Source organism: Pseudomonas sp. CCC3.1, from assembly GCF_034347405.1.
In the GTDB taxonomy this organism is placed as follows: domain Bacteria; phylum Pseudomonadota; class Gammaproteobacteria; order Pseudomonadales; family Pseudomonadaceae; genus Aquipseudomonas.
In genome coordinates this window covers 1,312,570-1,330,916 of the sequence record NZ_CP133778.1, presented here as the reverse complement: position 1 = coordinate 1,330,916, position 18,347 = coordinate 1,312,570, and the positions used below count along the sequence as shown (strand labels likewise).

Annotated in this window: 15 protein-coding genes; 7 read left to right on the top strand and 8 right to left on the bottom strand. The window is 57.8% G+C overall.

Going from position 1 to position 18,347, the window contains the following annotated elements; all coding sequences use genetic code 11:
- Nucleotides 1-76: 76 nt before the first annotated feature.
- The 3 genes from RHM56_RS06000 to RHM56_RS05990 are packed head-to-tail and all read left to right on the top strand — an operon-like array spanning nucleotide 77 to nucleotide 4,813.
- Nucleotides 77-1,849, top strand: a complete 1,773-nt coding sequence (locus tag RHM56_RS06000) for an N-acetylglutaminylglutamine amidotransferase (protein WP_322239524.1) — start codon at nucleotides 77-79, stop codon at nucleotides 1,847-1,849.
- A 3-nt stretch (nucleotides 1,850-1,852) separates the two neighbouring features.
- Complete coding sequence (gene ngg, locus RHM56_RS05995) at nucleotides 1,853-3,598, top strand: N-acetylglutaminylglutamine synthetase (RefSeq protein WP_322239521.1); 1,746 nt, start codon at nucleotides 1,853-1,855, stop codon at nucleotides 3,596-3,598.
- 27 nt (nucleotides 3,599-3,625) lie between these two features.
- Nucleotides 3,626-4,813 carry an osmoprotectant NAGGN system M42 family peptidase gene (locus RHM56_RS05990; RefSeq protein WP_322239519.1) on the top strand — a complete coding sequence of 396 codons (1,188 nt, stop codon included), beginning with the start codon at nucleotides 3,626-3,628 and terminating at the stop codon, nucleotides 4,811-4,813.
- Between the two features lie 102 nt (nucleotides 4,814-4,915).
- On the opposite strand, the gene cysG is transcribed toward RHM56_RS05990, so the two are convergent.
- From cysG to RHM56_RS05960, 6 genes are read right to left on the bottom strand one after another with little or no spacing between them, the layout of a single operon-like run.
- On the bottom strand, nucleotides 4,916-6,310 hold the full coding sequence (cysG, locus tag RHM56_RS05985) for a siroheme synthase CysG (RefSeq protein WP_322239517.1): 1,395 nt from the start codon (nucleotides 6,308-6,310) through the stop codon (nucleotides 4,916-4,918).
- Nucleotides 6,311-7,591 carry a serine--tRNA ligase gene (serS, locus tag RHM56_RS05980; RefSeq protein ID WP_322239515.1) on the bottom strand — a complete coding sequence of 427 codons (1,281 nt, stop codon included), beginning with the start codon at nucleotides 7,589-7,591 and terminating at the stop codon, nucleotides 6,311-6,313. It abuts the gene before it with no gap.
- 16 nt (nucleotides 7,592-7,607) lie between these two features.
- Nucleotides 7,608-7,982 (bottom strand): fluoride efflux transporter CrcB, encoded by a 375-nt coding sequence (gene crcB / locus RHM56_RS05975; RefSeq protein WP_048387754.1) that lies wholly within the window; start codon nucleotides 7,980-7,982, stop codon nucleotides 7,608-7,610.
- A complete protein-coding gene (locus tag RHM56_RS05970) occupies nucleotides 7,979-9,304 on the bottom strand; it encodes a replication-associated recombination protein A (RefSeq protein WP_322239512.1) in 1,326 nt (441 codons plus the stop codon). The genes crcB and RHM56_RS05970 overlap by 4 nt, the downstream gene beginning before the upstream one ends.
- Nucleotides 9,305-9,363: 59 nt before the next feature.
- Nucleotides 9,364-9,987, bottom strand: a complete 624-nt coding sequence (gene lolA / locus RHM56_RS05965; protein WP_322239510.1) for an outer membrane lipoprotein chaperone LolA — start codon at nucleotides 9,985-9,987, stop codon at nucleotides 9,364-9,366.
- Nucleotides 9,988-10,039: 52 nt separating this feature from the next.
- Nucleotides 10,040-12,442, bottom strand: a complete 2,403-nt coding sequence (locus RHM56_RS05960; RefSeq protein ID WP_322239508.1) for a DNA translocase FtsK — start codon at nucleotides 12,440-12,442, stop codon at nucleotides 10,040-10,042.
- A 415-nt stretch (nucleotides 12,443-12,857) separates the two neighbouring features.
- On the opposite strand from RHM56_RS05960, the gene aat reads away from it, so the two are divergent.
- From aat to infA, 3 genes are all read left to right on the top strand, one after another.
- Nucleotides 12,858-13,538 (top strand): leucyl/phenylalanyl-tRNA--protein transferase, encoded by a 681-nt coding sequence (aat, locus tag RHM56_RS05955; RefSeq protein ID WP_322239506.1) that lies wholly within the window; start codon nucleotides 12,858-12,860, stop codon nucleotides 13,536-13,538.
- Nucleotides 13,539-13,592: 54 nt separating this feature from the next.
- The gene (locus tag RHM56_RS05950) at nucleotides 13,593-14,300 is read left to right on the top strand and encodes an arginyltransferase (protein WP_322239504.1); all 708 of its coding nucleotides are present in this window, start codon (nucleotides 13,593-13,595) and stop codon (nucleotides 14,298-14,300) included.
- Between the two features lie 99 nt (nucleotides 14,301-14,399).
- Nucleotides 14,400-14,618 carry a translation initiation factor IF-1 gene (gene infA, locus RHM56_RS05945; RefSeq protein ID WP_002553999.1) on the top strand — a complete coding sequence of 73 codons (219 nt, stop codon included), beginning with the start codon at nucleotides 14,400-14,402 and terminating at the stop codon, nucleotides 14,616-14,618.
- Nucleotides 14,619-14,772: 154 nt separating this feature from the next.
- Here infA and clpA read toward each other — a convergent pair whose 3' ends face one another.
- Together clpA and clpS are read right to left on the bottom strand one after the other, a co-directional pair.
- Nucleotides 14,773-17,043, bottom strand: a complete 2,271-nt coding sequence (gene clpA, locus RHM56_RS05940; protein WP_322239502.1) for an ATP-dependent Clp protease ATP-binding subunit ClpA — start codon at nucleotides 17,041-17,043, stop codon at nucleotides 14,773-14,775.
- A gap of 29 nt (nucleotides 17,044-17,072) precedes the next feature.
- On the bottom strand, nucleotides 17,073-17,435 hold the full coding sequence (gene clpS / locus RHM56_RS05935; protein WP_019412085.1) for an ATP-dependent Clp protease adapter ClpS: 363 nt from the start codon (nucleotides 17,433-17,435) through the stop codon (nucleotides 17,073-17,075).
- A 225-nt stretch (nucleotides 17,436-17,660) separates the two neighbouring features.
- On the opposite strand from clpS, the gene RHM56_RS05930 reads away from it, so the two are divergent.
- Nucleotides 17,661-17,939, top strand: a complete 279-nt coding sequence (locus tag RHM56_RS05930) for a cold shock domain-containing protein (RefSeq protein WP_322241712.1) — start codon at nucleotides 17,661-17,663, stop codon at nucleotides 17,937-17,939.
- The last annotated feature ends 408 nt before the right edge of the window (nucleotides 17,940-18,347 follow it).

Sequence of the window (18,347 nt, the reverse complement as noted above, 5' to 3'; positions counted from 1 at the left end):
CGCTACCCGGCGCGCCGCAATCGCGCCGAGTCATACCGGTAGCAACACATGCGCAGAAACCAAGGATTTACACACCATGTGCGGATTAGCTGGCGAGTTACGTTTTGATCATCAACCTGCCGATTTGGCAGCCATCGAACGCATCACCCACCACCTCGCTCCACGTGGCCCCGATGCCTGGGGTTTTCATAGCCAAGGGCCGATAGCCCTGGGCCATCGTCGCCTTAAGATCATGGATTTGTCCGACGGCTCGGCGCAGCCGATGATCGACAGCCCATTGGGCCTTTCACTGGCGTTTAACGGGGCGATTTACAACTACCCTGAGCTGCGCGCCGAACTGGAAAAGCTCGGCTACGCCTTTTATTCAGAAGGTGACACCGAGGTGTTGCTCAAGGGCTACCACGCGTGGGGCGAAGCCCTGCTGCCCAAGCTCAATGGTATGTTTGCCTTCGCCATTTGGGAGCGTGACACCCAACGATTGTTCATTGCCCGTGACCGGCTGGGCGTGAAGCCGCTGTACCTGTCGCGCACCGGCGAACGCCTGCGCTTTGCCTCCACCCTGCCCGCGCTGCTCAAGGGCGGCGATATTAATCCGATGCTCGACCCGGTCGCGCTGAACCATTACCTGAACTTCCACGCTGTGGTACCCGCGCCACGCACCTTGGTCGCTGGCATTGAAAAACTGCCGCCTGCCACGTGGCTTCGCATCGACGCTGACGGCACCACCGAGCAGAAAACCTGGTGGACTCTGCCCTACGGCCCACATGCAGATGAGACGAATCTGACGTTTGAAGACTGGCGCGAACGCGTACTGGACAGCACCCGTGAAGCCGTTGCCATTCGCCAACGCGCGGCTGTGGATGTCGGGGTGCTGCTGTCGGGTGGCGTCGACTCCAGCCTGCTGGTCGGTTTGCTGCGCGAAGTTGGCGTACAAGACCTGTCGACCTTTTCCATTGGCTTTGAAGACGCGGGCGGCGAGCGCGGTAATGAATTCGAGTATTCGGATCTGATAGCCGAGCATTACGGCACCCGTCACCACCAGTTACGCATTGGCGAAAACGAAATCATCGAGCAGTTGCCTGCGGCCTTTCGGGCCATGAGCGAGCCGATGGTCAGCCACGATTGCATCGCCTTTTACTTGTTGTCACGTGAAGTGGCCAAACATTGCAAGGTGGTACAAAGCGGCCAAGGCGCTGATGAACTGTTTGCCGGTTACCACTGGTACCCGCAAGTCGACGGCGCCAGCGACCCTTACGCGGCTTACCGCGAAGCGTTTTTTGATCGCAGTTATGCCGAGTACCAGGCCACGGTACAGCCCCAATGGTTGACTGCCAACGATGCTGCCGGGGACTTTGTGCGCGAGCATTTTGCCCAGCCCGGCGCGGTCGCGGGCGTCGACAAGGCGCTGCGTCTGGACAGCACGGTGATGCTGGTGGATGACCCGGTCAAGCGGGTCGACAACATGACCATGGCCTGGGGCCTTGAAGCGCGGACGCCGTTTCTTGACTACCGCCTGGCTGAACTGTCAGCACGGATTCCGGCGCGCTTCAAGTTGCCCAATGGCGGCAAGCACGTGCTCAAGGAAGCCGCCCGAAAAGTGATCCCCAGCGAAGTCATCGACCGCAAAAAAGGGTACTTCCCGGTGCCGGGGCTTAAGCATCTGGAAGGCAACACGCGCAATTGGGTCCGCGATTTGCTGTTGGACCCGAGCCAGGATCGCGGCCTGTTTCAGCCAGCCATGCTCGACCGCTTGCTGAGCCATCCGGACAGCCAACTGACGCCGCTGAACGGTTCCAAACTGTGGCAATTGGCAGCACTGAATCTGTGGCTGAGCGAACAAGGAATCTGAACCATGAAACCCCTTGCTACGGCTTACAGCCAACGCCTGATACGTGGCCAAACGCCCTCTTATGAGCGCTTGCAAGCACGCCTTGCCGAAGATGGTGGCGAACTGGGCACAACGCCTGCCGCCGTGCACTGTGGCTGGGGCCGGGTGCTGATCGGGCACACTTTTCCCGATCCGGCCAGCTTGGCCGACGAGCTTCTAAACGAGCAAACAGGTGAACGCGACATAGCGCTGTACGTTGCGGCCCCCCAGCAAGTATTGGCGCAATCACCGCAACAGTTGTTTCTCGACCCTTCGGACACGTTGCGCCTGTGGTTTACCGATTACCGCCCGGCGACCCGGGTGTTTCGCGGTTTCCGCATTCGTCGCGTACACAATGAAGCCGACTGGAGCGCAGTCAATACGTTGTATCAGGCGCGCAACATGTTGCCTGTCGACCCGCACTTACTCACGGTGCGGCACAAAGGCGGTCCCGTGTACTGGCTGGCCGAGGACGAAGACAGCGGCGCGGTGATTGGCAGCGTAATGGGCTTGAATCATCACACCGCTTTTCATGACCCCGAAAACGGCAGCAGCCTGTGGTGCCTGGCCGTTGACCCGCAATGCTCGCGCCCCGGCGTAGGCGAAGTGTTGGTGCGACACTTGGTCGAGCACTTTATGAGCCGGGGTTTGAGTTACCTCGACTTGTCGGTGCTGCATGACAACCTGCAAGCGAAAAGTCTCTACAACAAGCTGGGTTTTCGCACGTTGTCGACGTTTGCCATCAAACGTAAAAACGGCATCAATCAGCCACTGTTTCTCGGCCCGGGCCCGCAAGCGGGGCTTAATCCCTATGCGCGGATTCTGGTGGAAGAGGCTTATAAGCGCGGAATTGATGTGCATATTGATGACGCCAGCGCTGGGCTGTTCACGCTCAACCACGGGGGGCGGCGCATTCGTTGCCGCGAATCGCTGAGCGACCTGACCAGCGCCATCAGCATGAGCCTGTGCCAGGACAAAAGCCTGACCCATGGCGTGTTGAGCAATGCGGGCTTGAACGTGCCGACGCAACAGCGTGCGGGCAATGCCGATGACAACCTGGCGTTTCTGGAAGAGCACGGGCGAGTGGTGGTCAAACCACTGGATGGCGAACAAGGCAATGGCGTGGCTGTCGACCTGCAAACCATTGAGCACGTGCAAGAAGCAATCAAGGCGGCCCAAGCCTTTGACAGCCGGGTGCTGCTCGAAAGCTTTCACGAAGGTCACGACCTGCGCATCGTGGTGATCGGTTTTGACGTGGTTGCGGCCGCCATACGGCGCCCGGCGCAAGTGATCGGCGATGGTCAGCACAACGTCCAGCAATTGATCGAGGCCCAAAGCCGCCGTCGCCAAGCGGCGACACAGGGCGAAAGCCGGATCCCACTGGACGCTGAAACCCTGCGGGCCGTGCAGGCCGCGGGGTATGAGTACGACAGCGTCCTGCCCGCTGGCCAATTACTGGCCGTGCGACGCACCGCCAACTTGCACACGGGCGGCTGCCTTGAAGACGTCACGGCAACGCTTCACCCGGTACTGGCCGATGCGGCGATTCGCGCAGCTCGCGCACTGGATATTCCGGTGGTTGGACTGGACATGATGGTGCCCGCCGCCGATCAACCCGATTACGTCTTTATCGAAGCCAACGAACGTGCAGGCCTGGCCAACCATGAACCCCAGCCCACCGCCGAGCGCTTTATTGATTTGTTGTTTCCCCACAGTCAGCCCGCACCTTGAACTGTCTCTCCCGCAAAAGGAGCTTTTATGAGTCACGCCCTACCAGAACCTGACCTGGAATACCTGCAACGGGTACTCCTGGAAATGCTCGCTATCCCCAGTCCGACCGGGTTCACCGACACCATCGTGCGCTATGTCGCCGAACGGCTGGACGAGTTGGGCATTCCGTTCGAACTGACGCGTCGCGGCACCTTGCGCGCCACACTCAAAGGCCAGCAAAGCAGCCCGGATCGCGCCGTTTCTGCGCACTTGGACACCATTGGCGCCAGCGTCAGGGCGATCAAAGACAACGGCCGGCTGGTGCTGGCACCGGTGGGTTGCTGGTCAAGCCGTTTTGCCGAAGGCAGCCGGGTCAGTCTGTTTACCGACAATGGCGTGATTCGCGGAAGCGTGCTGCCATTAATGGCCTCGGGCCACGCGTTCAACACGGGTGTGGACGAATTACCCGTGAGCTGGGACCACATCGAACTGCGCCTGGACGCTTACTGCGCCACCCGTGCGGACTGCGATTCGCTGGGGGTCAACATTGGCGACTTTGTCGCGTTCGATCCATTGCCTGAATTCACCGAAAGCGGGCATATCAGCGCACGGCATCTGGACGACAAGGCTGGCGTTGCGGCGTTACTGGCCGCGCTCAAAGCCATCGTCGACAGCGGTGAACAACCACTGATCGACTGTCACCCGTTGTTCACCATCACGGAAGAAACCGGTAGCGGCGCCGCGGCAGCATTGCCGTGGGATGTGAGTGAGTTTGTAGGCATTGATATTGCTCCGGTTGCGCCGGGCCAGCACTCCAGTGAGCATGCGGTCAGCGTGGCCATGCAGGATTCGGGCGGGCCGTATGACTACCACTTGTCGCGGCATTTATTGAATTTGGCGACCCAAAACGAGCTGCCGGTGCGTCGTGACATGTTCCGCTATTACTTCAGCGATGCACATTCGGCGGTGACCGCGGGGCATGATATTCGGTGTGCGTTGCTGGCGTTTGGCTGTGATGCGACGCATGGGTACGAGCGGACCCACATTGATAGCCTGGCGGCGTTGAGCCGTTTGTTGAGTGCCTACCTGCTGAGCCCACCGGTATTTGCCAGTGATGCGCAGCCCGCACAAGGTTCACTGGATCGCTTTAGTCACCAGTTGGAGCACGATGCGCAGATGGAAAGCGATACGCGGGTGCCGTCAGTTGAGAGTTTGGTGGGGGATAACAGGAGCTGAAAGACGCATGTAAACACTGAGGGCGCGGGCTTGCTCGCGATCTTTTAAAAGATCAAAAGATCGCGAGACAAGCTCGCTCCTACATAGTTTTTTGCCGCGCCGTTAAACCTGCGACTGGGAGCCTTCGAACCACGCCAGCTTCTCACGCAGCAACACCACTTCGCCGACGATCACCAAGGTTGGCGCATGCACTTCGTGCTCCGCGACCAAGGTCGGCAAGTCCTTCAATGTGCCCGTAAACACACGCTGATTGGAGGTGGTGCCTTGCTGGATCAGCGCTGCCGGGGTATCTGCCGAACGACCATGGGCAATCAGTTGCTCACAGATAATCGGCAGACCGATCAGGCCCATGTAGAACACCAACGTTTGCGCCGGAGCAACCAGGTCGTTCCACGGCAAATTGCTGGTGCCATCCTTCAAGTGCCCGGTCACGAAGCGCACAGACTGCGCGTAATCGCGGTGCGTCAACGGTATCCCGGCGTAAGCCGCGCACCCACTGGCAGCCGTAATGCCCGGCACGACCTGAAACGGAATCCCGTGGGCAGCCAACTCTTCGATTTCTTCGCCGCCACGACCAAAGATGAACGGATCGCCACCTTTGAGCCGTACCACGCGCTTGCCTTGTTTGGCCAAATCCACCAATTGCTGGTTGATCTGGTCTTGCGGCACCGCGTGATCAGCCCGACGTTTGCCCACATAGACGCGCTCAGCATCGCGACGGCACAGTTCCAGAATGGCCGGGGCCACCAAACGGTCGTACAGCACCACATCCGCCTGTTGCATCAAGCGCAGCGCACGAAAGGTCAGCAGATCAGGATCACCCGGCCCGGCACCCACGAGGTAAACCTCGCCGGTGGTCTGCGCCGCTTCGCCATTGATCTTGGCCAGCAGCAAACGCTCGGCTTCGGCGCCCTGCCCGGCCAGTTGCCGGTCGGCAATCGGGCCCTGGAACACGTCTTCCCAGAAACCACGGCGCTGCTGCACATCCGGGAACAAGCCTTTGACCTGTGTCCGAAAGCGCGCGGCAAGGCCTGCCAACTGACCGTAGGTCGATGGAATCCAGGTTTCGATCTTGGCGCGAATCAGCCGCGCCAGCACGGGTGCGTCCCCCCCGCTGGAGACGGCAATCACTAACGGTGAACGATCGACGATGGCCGGGAAGATCACGCTGCACAGCGCGGGCGCGTCGACTACGTTTACCGGCACGCAACGTCGATGGGCATCTGCAGACACTTGGGCGTTGAGCGGCTCATCGTCAGTGGCAGCGATGATCAGCCCGCACCCGTCAAGGTCGGCCTCAACATAGCCACGCAACACCAGCTCACCACCGCTACTGTTTACCAACTCGCACAGCTGGGGCTCTATAGCGGGTGCAACGACCCGCAACACCGCACCGGCATCGGCCAGCAGCCGGGATTTGCGCAGGGCAATCTCCCCACCACCGACCACCAGTACACGGCTGCCCCGCAGGTTATGAAACAGCGGCAGAAACTCCATTTAGCCGATGACCTCAATACCGCCCATGTAAGGCTTGAGCACTTCTGGCACACGGATCGAACCGTCTGCTTGCTGGTAGTTTTCCAACACGGCAACCAGGGTACGGCCTACCGCCAGACCGGAACCATTGAGGGTGTGAACCAGTTCAGGCTTGCCGGTTTCCGGGTTACGGAAACGCGCTTGCATGCGACGAGCCTGGAAATCACCGCAGTTAGAGCACGACGAAATTTCGCGGTATTTGTCCTGGCTCGGGATCCACACTTCGAGATCGTAGGTTTTAACGGCGCTGAAACCCATGTCGCCCGTGCACAGCGCCAGGGTGCGATACGGCAGCTCAAGCAGTTGCAGCACTTTTTCAGCATTGCCGACCAGACCTTCCAGCGCGTCCATCGAGGTCGACGGCTCAACGATCTGTACCATTTCAACTTTGTCGAACTGGTGTTGGCGAATCATGCCGCGGGTGTCACGGCCCGACGCACCGGCTTCGCTGCGGAAGCACGGGGTGTGAGCCACGAACTTGATCGGCAGCGATTTGTGATCGACGATTTCGCCCGACACAATATTGGTCAGCGACACTTCAGCCGTCGGGATCAGGTACAGATCGGCTTCGCCTTCGCGGCTGATCTTGAACAGGTCTTCTTCGAACTTAGGCAACTGGCCAGTGCCCTGCAGCGCAGGCGCCTGTACCAGGTAAGGCGTGTAAGCCTCTTCGTAGCCGTGCTCGTTGATGTGCAGGTTGATCATGAACTGTGCCAAGGCACGGTGCAGGCGAGCGATCGGGCCGCGCAACAAGGCGAAACGGGCGCCGGACAGCTTGGCGGCGGTTTCGAAGTCCAGCCAGCCGTATTGCTCGCCCAGGGCGACGTGGTCCTTGATCTCGAAATCAAAGGCTTTAGGCGTGCCCCAACGACGAATTTCGACGTTGCCGTCTTCGTCTGCACCGACCGGTACCGATTCGTGCGGCAGGTTCGGCAAGCTCAACAGAATCGAGTCCAGTTCGGTCTGGATCGCGTCCAGTTCGACCTTGCCATTGGCCAAGTCACTGCCCATGGTTTCTACACTGGCCATCAGTGGCGCGATGTCTTCGCCGCGTGCCTTGGCCTGGCCAATGCTCTTGGAGATGGCATTGCGCTCAGCCTGCAGGCGCTCGGTCAGGGTCTGAACTTCTTTACGCTTGGCTTCCAGCGCGTCGATGCGCGCCACGTCCAGCTTGAAGCCACGGGATGCCAGGCGATCCGCTACGTCCTGAAGGTTGGTACGTAACAGTTTGGAATCGAGCATGTCGGTTTCTCGTTTATCAAAGTTTGGTCAGGGACAGGCCAGCCCAGGTCGCGAGCAGCCCGCCGAATACGCTGATGGCTGCATAGCCCAGTGCCAAAGGCACTTGCCCGCTTTCAAGCAGGCGCACCGTATCCAGTGAAAAGGATGAAAAAGTGGTCAAGCCACCCAGGAAACCGACCATCAGTCCGGCACGGACTTCAATCGGTACTTCCGGGCGGATCAAAAAAAGCCCGTAAAGGACGCCAATCAGCAGGCAGCCCACGATATTAACGGCCAATGTCGCGGTATAGAAGTGCTTTGGCCAATTGGCGTTAACCCAATTGCCCGTTGCGAATCGCAATAAAGTGCCTGCAATACCGCCCACCGTTACCGCAGCGATCAAAGGAATCAAGGTTTTCTCCGCTGTAGAGGGCTGGCCCGATCAAGTGCGGCCAGGTGTTTAAGCTTCTCGCCAATCTTCAATTCAAGCCCGCGCGGGACGGGCTGATACAACGGTAGCGGCTCCAGCTCATCCGGGAAGTAGTCTTCACCGGCAGCATACGCATCAGGTTCGTCATGGGCGTAGCGGTATTCGTCGCCATAACCCAATTGCTTCATGAGCTTGGTCGGCGCATTGCGCAAATGCAGCGGGACTTCGAGCGAGCCGTACTCGGCAGCACTGCGCAATGCGGTCTTGAAGCCCATGTACACCGCGTTGCTTTTAGGCGCACAGGCCAGATACGTGATGGCTTGCGCCACGGCCAGCTCGCCTTCGGGGCTGCCGAGGCGTTCTTGCACGTCCCAGGCCGACAAACACAGACTCAAGGCTCGCGGGTCGGCGTTACCGATGTCTTCGCTGGCCATACGTACCACCCGGCGGGCGATGTACAGCGGGTCGCAACCGCCATCGATCATGCGAGCAAACCAGTACAGCGCACCATCCGGATTGGAGCCGCGTACCGATTTGTGCAAAGCCGAGATCTGGTCGTAAAACGCCTCCCCGCCCTTGTCGAAGCGCCGCTGGGTGTCGCCCAGCAGGTCATGCAGCAGGTCGACACCGATTTCACTGTGGTCTTCGGCCAGGTCCGAGGCGTTTTCCAGCAGATTCAGCAAACGCCGGCCATCGCCATCGGCGGCCCTGAGCAACGTTTGAAAGCCCTCATCATTAAGGGTCAAACCACGTTTACCCAAGCCTTTGTCTTCGGTGAGCGCACGTTGCACCAGTTTGCGCAAAGCCGCTTCGTCGAGGCTTTTGAGCACGTACACCCGCGCTCGCGACAGCAGTGCGTTGTTGAGCTCAAAGGACGGGTTTTCAGTAGTAGCACCGATAAAGATCAAGGTGCCATCTTCGACGTAGGGCAAAAAAGCATCTTGCTGGGATTTGTTGAATCGATGCACTTCGTCGACAAACAGGATGGTCCGTCGCCCGTACTGGCCGGCTTGCTGCTTGGCGATTTCAACCGCCTGACGGATCTCCTTAACCCCGGCCAGCACCGCCGAGACCGTTTCAAAGTGCGCATCCGACACTTCTGCGAGCAGTCGCGCCAAGGTGGTTTTACCCACCCCCGGTGGGCCCCAGAAGATCATCGAATGCAGCGCGCCCTGCTCCAGCGCTTCGCGCAGGGGCTTGCCGCGCGCGAGCAGGTGTTCCTGACCGACGTACTCATCCAGATTGGCGGCACGCAAACGGGCAGCCAAGGGTTGGGCAATCGGGGCACTTCGAAACAGATCCATCACTACTTACGAAACCTCTGGCAGGTTTTGTGGGTCGTCGCCCCCACAGGTCTTGCGGTTTATTCCTGAATCACATCAGCCCCTTTCGGGATGTCGAACTTGAACTTGGAAGCCGGAATGTCTTCGTTGACCTTGACCCCGTTGAACAGGATGTTGGTGCGCTGGCCGACGCTGTCGATCAACTGCATGTCGTTGATCTTGCCGCCGCGAAACGACAGGCGCAGGGAGTCGAACAGAGTGTCCTTGGTCTTGGGCTTGAGCGTGAAGTCCATCACGTCGCCAGCCTGTTTGGAGGTAATGTCGAAACTTTCGCTGATTTTCGATACGTCACCCGACAGCAACAAGGCTGGGGTTTGAGTCAGGCGCTGATCGAGCTTCTTGATGGTAGCTTGCTCAAGATCGGGGTCCCATAGGGTGACTTTCTGGCCATCGGAGATCATCGTCTGCTCGTTCGGCGCATCGGTGTGCCAGTAGAACAGGCCTGGACGCTTGACCGACATTTCACCGGCCGTTTCCTGCAATTGCGTGCCGCTACCATCCTGCGTGAGCTGTGAGAAACGTGCCGTGATGGTGTTGGACGCGCCGAGCAATTGGCCAAGACGTTTCACGCTGTCTGCGTCTGCATGAGCCGAAAGAGAAGAGAAAGCCAAGACTGGCAGCAACAACATGCTGATAAGACGCATGAAAATCCTCATTGATTAGTTGAATGCTGCTCGCGGATTTTCCGCGAGCAGGTCAGTCGCGCATCGGGGCAGGTGCCAGCACTTCGCGCGAGCCATTGGTGTTCATCGAGGTCACAACCCCGGCCATTTCCATGGACTCGATCATACGCGCCGCGCGGTTGTAGCCGATCTTCAATTTGCGTTGGACCGCAGAGATCGAAGCACGCCGGCTTTCCAGTACAAACTGGACAGCTTCGTCATACAGCGCATCGGTTTCAGCGTCATCGCCGCCTTCGCTGCTGCCGCCGTCAAAGCCACTGCCCGGCTCTTCAACGCCCGACAAGATGTCTTCGTTGTAGTCCGGCGTGCCACGCAGCTTCCACGCCTCAACCACACGGTGTACTTCATCGTCTGAAACGAACGCGCCGTGTACCCGAATCGGCAGGCTGGTGCCGGGCGGCATGTAGAGCATGTCACCGTGTCCGAGCAATTGTTCGGCGCCGCCCTGGTCGATGATGGTCCGCGAGTCAATTTTGCTCGATACCTGGAACGCCATTCGGGTCGGAATGTTGGCCTTGATCAAGCCGGTGATCACGTCTACCGAAGGGCGCTGGGTCGCGAGGATCAAGTGGATCCCTGCGGCCCGCGCCTTCTGGGCGATGCGGGCGATCAATTCTTCAACCTTTTTGCCAACGATCATCATCATGTCGGCAAACTCGTCAACCACCACCACGATGGTCGGCAATTTGGTCAGCAGCGGCGCTTCGTCGTGAATGCTTTCACGCTTGTACAGCGGGTCACTGATCGGCTCGCCAGCGGCCTCGGCGTCTTTGATCTTCTGGTTGAAGCCCGCCAGGTTACGCACGCCCATCTTGGCCATCAGCTTGTAACGGCGCTCCATCTCGGCAACGCTCCAGCGCAAGGCGTTGGCCGCGTCCTTCATGTCAGTCACGACCGGGCACAGCAAATGCGGGATGCCTTCGTAGATCGACAGCTCAAGCATTTTCGGGTCGATCATGATCAGCTTGGCGTCTTCCGGCCCCGACTTGAACAGAATCGACAGGATCATGGCGTTCACGCCTACCGACTTACCAGAACCGGTGGTACCGGCGACCAGCAAGTGCGGCATTTTTGCCAAGTCAGTGATGACCGGCTTACCGCCGATGTCATGGCCCAGGGCCAACGTCACAGGCGACTTGGCGTTATCAAACTCGGGCGTCGACAACACCTCGGAGAAGCGCACGATCTGGCGATCTTCGTTAGGGATCTCGATACCCACCGTGGTTTTACCGGGGATCACTTCAACCACCCGCACGCTGGTCACGGCCAGCGAGCGTGCCAGGTCTTTGGCCAGGTTGGCGATACGGCTAACCTTGACCCCGGCTGCTGGCTGAATCTCGTAACGGGTAATCACCGGGCCAGGGTGGATCGAGTCAACGGTCACCTCGACCCCGAACTCCTTGAGCTTGATTTCAAGCAAGTGGCCAACGGCCGCCAGGGATTCAGGGGAGTAATTGAGCTGCTTCTTCTCGGCCGGATCAAGAATCGAAATCGGCGGCAAAGTGCCTTCAACTGCGCTGTCGACAAACAGTGGCACTTGCTTCTCTTTTTGCACGCGCTTGCTTGGCTCTGGCGCTTTGGTCGGTGCAGGGGCAATCACTGCTGGCACGTGCTTTTCGCGCTCGGACATGTGCTTGGTCAGTGCCTGCTCACGCTCAATCAGGCGCTCTTTGGCCTTGGCCTGCTCGCGCTTGTCGGGAACGCTCGGCGCGACCACTTCGCTAACGCGGGTGTCCACTTCACGCAGTTGCGCAACCAGTTGCTTGCGCTCATTGCGGTCTGACCACCAACGATTGGCAGCGCCCTGAATCAGTTCAAACAGGTCGAGAGTGATTTTGCCGGTCAGGTCCATGACCTTGAACCACGACAAATCAGTAAATACCGTCAAACCGAACAGGAACAAGGCAATCAGCAGCAAGGTGCTGCCCTGGATATTCAGGGCATTTTTCGCCAGATCACCGAGGCTTTCACCCAGTGCACCGCCAGCGCCCGCAGGCAAGCCACTGGCTGAGTGGAAGTGAATGTGCGCCAAGGCTGCGCCCGAAATGACCAGAAACACCAGGCCGACCAGACGCCACGAAAACAGCAGACCGCTCCACTGCCAGGGTTGATGCCGCTCGCGGAAGATCTGATACGCCTTGATCGCCAGCAGCAACGGGAAGATGTAGGCAAAATAGCCCAGCACCATGAACAGAATGTCAGCGCTGTAGGAGCCCGCAGGCCCGCCGAAGTTCTGCACGTCCACAACACGGCTGTTATGGCTCCAGCCGGGATCGTCCTTGCCGTAGGTGAGCAAGGCCATCATCAGAAACAGGCATAACGCGCCAATAGCAAGCAGTGCACCTTCCTTGAGCCGGTAGTGCAGCTGCTGACGCCAGAGTGGAACTGTTTTAGGTGCTGCTGTGGATTTCTTCAAAACGCGTCTTTTCCTGCGCCTGTGGCGCGCCCAACTATTGATTGACTGCAAAATACTGCTCAAATCGAGCAGGTGACAAGTTCAGACATGAAACTGGACTAGCCTTGCACACAGCCTTGTAATATGACTCGCACTCCATGACCAGCCCGCCATGGAACACGATGAATGTTGTGCAGTTTAGAACAGCTCAAACAGGCGGGCCATTGTACGGGTTTAAGCCGTTGATGCCATGCTGGCGCCTGCGCCGATTGCTTACGCCTCGCGCCTAGCCCGAGAGCCGCCAATTTGAGCATGCATTGCCTTTTGTGACAAAGACTTATACCACTGTCAAAACAGCCACGGGCCAGATCGACTGAGACCGCATTAACGCGACAGAGTTGCAGCCACCCTCCCCTCTTCTGTAAGACTGATTGCCATGCTGACCTGGTTAAAACGCGACACCCTGACATTCCCCCCTCTGACAAAGGCCATGCGTGAGCCCAACGGGCTGTTGGCGGCAGGTGGAGACCTGTCGGCAGATCGGCTGATCCAGGCCTATCGCCATGGCTGCTTCCCGTGGTTTTCCGAGGGCCAGCCGATTCTCTGGTGGTCGCCTGACCCGCGCACAGTGCTGTTCCCCGAAGAACTGCACGTCTCACGCAGCTTGGGTAAATTGTTACGCCAGCAACGTTACCAGGTGAGTTTTGACCGTGATTTTGCGGGGGTTATTCAAGCCTGTGCAGCACCGCGCAGCTATGCGGATGGCACCTGGATTACCGATGAAATGCAGAATGCCTACATCGAGCTGCACGCTCGCGGCCACGCTCACTCGGTTGAAGTCTGGGATAACGGCGAGCTGGTGGGAGGCTTGTATGGGCTGGCCATGGGCCAGCTATTCTTCGGTGAATCCATGTTCAGCCGTGCAGACAATGCCTCAAAGTTTGGTTTCGCGACGCTGGTCAGGCAATTGAAGGCGTGGGGATTTGTGCTGATTGACTGCCAAATGCCGACCAGCCACCTCGAAAGCCTGGGTGCGCGCTCAATTTCACGCCAGCAATTCGCCGATTACCTACATAAACATCTAGATCAGCCTACAACCGCGCAGTGGGTTTTATAGGCGAGTTTTTTTAGCTGGCTTACACTTAATTCAAAGATTTCCCGAGGGCCAATCATGACCGAGCTGGCGCGTTTGAAGTTTTATGCCACTCAACCTCACGCTTGCAGCTACCTGCCCGGAGAACAGGCCACCACGCTGTTCCTCGACCCCAGCCAGCCGATGGATGTGCAGGTCTATGCCGACTTGTCCGAAATGGGCTTTCGGCGCAGCGGCGACCATCTCTACCGGCCACATTGCCTGAAATGCGACGCTTGCACCCCTGCGCGCATACCTGTGGCGCTCTTTACTCCCAACCGTCAGCAAAAACGTATTTTCAAGCGCAATGCCGACTTGCACGTGCAAGCCGCCAAGCCCAGTTTCAGCGACGAATACTTTGATCTTTACCAGCGCTATATCGAGCAACGGCATGCTGATGGCGACATGTTTCCACCGAGCCGTGATCAATTTTCGACTTTTTTAGTGCGCGACCTGCCGTTCTCGACATTCTACGAATTTCGCCTCGACGGGCGCTTGCTGGCAGTGGCCGTCACCGACGTTTTGCCCAATGGGTTATCGGCGGTTTATACCTTCTACGAACCTGGCGAAGAACGCCGCAGTCTGGGGCGCTACGGCATTTTGTGGCAGATCGCCGAAGCCAGTCGCCTGGGGCTGGAAGCGTTGTACCTGGGGTACTGGATCAAGAACTGCAAAAAGATGAATTACAAGACCGAATACAGGCCCATTGAGCTGCTGATTAATCAGAGATGGAGCACTCTTAACTGAACCCCTTGGCTTAAACCCCATTTTTCGGGCACAATGCACGCCGCTTTTGCCTGGCGCAGTTGCACCGGGCCATTCATTGGACACCGAGGGCTTTACTGCATGTCGAAAGAAGACAGCTTCGAAATGGAAGGCACTGTCGTCGACACCCTGCCCAACACCATGTTTCGTGTGGAGTTGGAAAATGGGCACGTCGTAACCGCGCATATTTCCGGCAAGATGCGCAAGAACTACATTCGTATTCTTACCGGTGACAAAGTGCGCGTCGAGCTGACGCCCTATGACTTGAGCAAAGGGCGCATCACTTACCGCGCTCGCTAATCAAGTCAATACAAGACGCCCGGCTCTGCCGGGCGTTTTTGTTTGCCTGCGATATGGCGCACGCCAACCCCCGCAGGAACGGCCGTCGGCAGCCCCAGCAGGGTGGACACATAAAAAAAGCGCCTTTCGGCGCTTTCTTTATTTCACGGTCACATCAAGCCATTTCAACGTCTGTTTCAAACTCGAAGATCAGCTCGCCGTCTTTGAGGTCGATATTAACCACGCCGCCATGATCAGCCAGCTCGCCAAAGAGAATCTCTTCAGCCAGTGGACGCTTGATTTTGTCCTGAATCAGACGCGCCATCGGGCGGGCGCCCATGGTCACGTCGTAACCGCCAGCCGCCAGCCAGCCGCGTGCGGCATCGGTCACCACAAGTTGCACGTGCTTGTCTTCCAACTGCACTTGCAGCTCGGTGAGGAACTTGTCCACCACATGCTTGATAACCTCATGGCTGAGGCGACCAAATTGAATGATGGTGTCCAGGCGGTTGCGGAACTCAGGGGTGAAGCTCTTCTTGATCGCTTCCATTGCATCGGAGGCGTGATCCTGGAACGTAAACCCGATCGATGCCCGCGAAGCCGTTTCGGCCCCCGCGTTGGTGGTCATGATGATGATCACGTTACGGAAGTCAGCCTTGCGCCCGTTGTTATCGGTCAGCGTGCCGTGGTCCATGACCTGCAGCAGCAGGTTAAAGACTTCCGGGTGCGCCTTTTCGATTTCATCGAGCAGCAGCACACAATGCGGCTGTTTGGTGATGGCTTCGGTCAACAGACCACCCTGATCAAAGCCCACGTAGCCTGGAGGGGCACCGATCAGACGCGATACGGTGTGGCGCTCCATGTACTCAGACATGTCAAAGCGAATCAGGTCAACACCCAGCGCCTTGGCCAACTGACGTGCAGCTTCAGTTTTACCGACACCGGTCGGGCCCGCGAACAGGAACGAACCAACAGGTTTGTCAGGCGACTTAAGCCCGGCACGCGACAGCTTGATGGCCGTCGACAGGGAATCAATCGCCGCATCCTGGCCAAACACGGTCAGCTTGAGGTCGCGCTCAAGGTTACGCAGCAGCTCTTTATCAGAGCTGGATACGTGCTTAGGCGGAATACGGGCGATTTTCGCCACGATGTCTTCAACCTGTTCCACTTCGATGCGTTTGACGCGCTTTTCAACCGGCTGCAGGCGCTGGTAAGCACCCGCCTCGTCGATGACATCAATGGCCTTGTCCGGCATGTGCCGATCATTGATGTAACGCGAAGCCAGTTCAGCGGCCGCGCGCAGGGCTTCATCACTGTATTCGATCCCGTGATGCTGCTCGAAGCGGCCTTTGAGGCCACGCAGAATGCCGATGGTGTCTTCAACCGAAGGCTCGGACACGTCAACTTTCTGGAAGCGGCGCGCCAAGGCACGGTCTTTTTCGAAGATCCCGCGAAACTCCTGAAACGTGGTCGAACCTATGCAGCGGATGTCGCCCGAGGACAACAAAGGCTTGAGCAGGTTAGAGGCGTCCATCACGCCACCAGATGCCGCGCCCGCACCGATGATGGTGTGGATTTCATCAATGAACAAAATCGCCTGAGGGCGTTTTTTGAGCTCACCGAGCAACGCCTTGAAGCGTTTTTCGAAGTCGCCGCGGTACTTGGTACCGGCCAGCAAGGCGCCGAGGTCAAGGGAGTAGACGATGCTGTTCGCCAGCAAGTCAGGCACTTGATTGTCGACGATGCGCTTGGCCAGACCTTCAGCAATCGCGGTTTTACCCACGCCTGCCTCGCCTACGAGCAGCGGGTTGTTTTTACGGCGACGCGCCAGGATCTGAGCAACGCGCTCAACTTCCACTTCGCGCCCCACCAGCGGATCGATACGACCCTGACGGGCCAGCTCGTTCAGGTTGCTGGCGTAAGCATCCAGAGGATTGCTTGAAGACGACGGTTCGCCGCCCTCTTCATCCTGCATTTCATGCTCACTTTCGGAGTGATCGCCATGGCCCGGCACTTTGGAGATGCCGTGGGCAATAAAGTTGACGACATCAATGCGCGCAACGCTCTGCTGCTTGAGCAAGAACACCGCTTGGCTTTCTTGCTCGCTGAAAATCGCAACCAGAACGTTAGCGCCCGTGACTTCACGCTTGCCGGAGCTTTGCACGTGGAATACGGCACGCTGCAAAACACGCTGAAAGCCCAGGGTTGGCTGAGTTTCACGGTCTTCGTCGTGGACAGGGATCAGGGGAGTCGTGGAATCAATAAACTCTTGCAGGTCATGCTTGAGTTTGTCGAGGTTTGCGCCACAGGCGCGTAGAACGGTTGCGGCCGCCTCATTATCCAGGAGCGCTAAAAGGAGGTGCTCGACCGTCATGAATTCATGACGCTTTGAGCGGGCTTCCTTGAAGGCAAGATTGAGGGTGACTTCGAGCTCGCGATTTAACATGGCTTCACCTCATACCCAAGTGGTCGGCGTTAACCGTCCTTCTCGATTTCACAGAGTAGCGGATGCTGGCTTTCGCGTGCGTACTGGTTTACCTGCGCGGCCTTGGTCTCGGCTATATCGCGGGTAAAAATGCCGCATACGGCCCGTCCTTCTGTATGGACGGCCAGCATGACCTTGGTCGCCAATTCGCGATTCAAGTTAAAAAACACCTCAAGCACTTCGACAACGAAATCCATGGGTGTGTAGTCATCGTTGAACAAAACCACCTTGTACATCGGCGGCGCCTGAAGCGCAGGCTTAGCCTCTTGCACAGCCAAGCCAGCGGAGTCTTCGTCATCAAAACCGGGCTGATCCTGATTGAATGTTAGTCGAATCTGGCTGATTGCATGCATGGAAAGAAAGGTTCGTCATTGAGCGATTACAGTGATGGAGGCAGGCATGTCAAATTTCAACTGTGCCGCCGCGTGACCTTGACTATCGGTAAAACGGTGTTACAACCAATAGAACCCACAGTGGGGAATAAAGGTCCGTGCAGTCAACCATATTTAGTGGTTTCTGTGCGAGTGAACTGGATGATACTCCAGTGATGGAGTTGTTTGCAGCAGAGGGAGATGAGTATGCAAGGCAAGGTCAAATGGTTCAATAACACCAAAGGCTTCGGCTTTATCAATACGGAAGCCAAGGAAGGCATCGACGAGCAGGGACATCCAATCGACTTCTTCGCCCACTTTTCAGCTATTCAGATGGATGGTTACAAAACCCTGAAAGCGGGCCAGCCTGTGAGCTTCGAAATTACCCAAGGCCCTAAAGGCCTGCATGCCGTCGCGATTACCGATGCAAAGGTGCAAACCCTGAAATCGGTGCCTGCTCCAGAGGTCAACAGCCTCTCGGTCTGAACCTGCAAAGCAAAAAACCAGTTGCAAAAATACGGCCGACTCACATTTATGAATCGGCCGTTTTTATTCCACAGCGTGTGGTCTGCCTTGATCTTCTCGAACCCCAGCTGAACTCCAATTATGGGTAGAACATCATGCGACCCCGAGCGCAGCTCCGTTAAATAGCCTGCTGGCAGAATGTTCCAAACATCCCACGACAGCCCCTAAAACCACCTTGGCAACCCCGCAAACACGGGGTAAAACGCCAACAATCAGGGCATTTTGACGCAGGCTCTTAGACCAATGGATGATTTGTGATACGCCGCCCCCCTCGCAGCAACCTTAGTGACCTATGTATACTGCGCCGGTGACCATGGAGTCACCCAGAAACACCTACTGGAATGAGTCTTTCAGGCCTAGAAAGGCTGA

Excerpts from the sequence above, each read along its gene's own strand:
- RHM56_RS06000 (WP_322239524.1), top strand. The coding sequence starts at position 77 with ATGTGCGGATTAGCTGGCGAGTTACGTTTTGATCATCAACCTGCCGAT.
- ngg (WP_322239521.1), top strand. The coding sequence starts at position 1,853 with ATGAAACCCCTTGCTACGGCTTACAGCCAACGCCTGATACGTGGCCAA.
- RHM56_RS05990 (WP_322239519.1), top strand. The coding sequence starts at position 3,626 with ATGAGTCACGCCCTACCAGAACCTGACCTGGAATACCTGCAACGGGTA.
- cysG (WP_322239517.1), bottom strand. The coding sequence starts at position 6,310 with ATGGAGTTTCTGCCGCTGTTTCATAACCTGCGGGGCAGCCGTGTACTG.
- serS (WP_322239515.1), bottom strand. The coding sequence starts at position 7,591 with ATGCTCGATTCCAAACTGTTACGTACCAACCTTCAGGACGTAGCGGAT.
- RHM56_RS05970 (WP_322239512.1), bottom strand. The coding sequence starts at position 9,304 with ATGGATCTGTTTCGAAGTGCCCCGATTGCCCAACCCTTGGCTGCCCGT.
- lolA (WP_322239510.1), bottom strand. The coding sequence starts at position 9,987 with ATGCGTCTTATCAGCATGTTGTTGCTGCCAGTCTTGGCTTTCTCTTCT.
- aat (WP_322239506.1), top strand. The coding sequence starts at position 12,858 with ATGCTGACCTGGTTAAAACGCGACACCCTGACATTCCCCCCTCTGACA.
- RHM56_RS05950 (WP_322239504.1), top strand. The coding sequence starts at position 13,593 with ATGACCGAGCTGGCGCGTTTGAAGTTTTATGCCACTCAACCTCACGCT.
- infA (WP_002553999.1), top strand. The coding sequence starts at position 14,400 with ATGTCGAAAGAAGACAGCTTCGAAATGGAAGGCACTGTCGTCGACACC.
- clpA (WP_322239502.1), bottom strand. The coding sequence starts at position 17,043 with ATGTTAAATCGCGAGCTCGAAGTCACCCTCAATCTTGCCTTCAAGGAA.
- clpS (WP_019412085.1), bottom strand. The coding sequence starts at position 17,435 with ATGCATGCAATCAGCCAGATTCGACTAACATTCAATCAGGATCAGCCC.
- RHM56_RS05930 (WP_322241712.1), top strand. The coding sequence starts at position 17,661 with ATGCAAGGCAAGGTCAAATGGTTCAATAACACCAAAGGCTTCGGCTTT.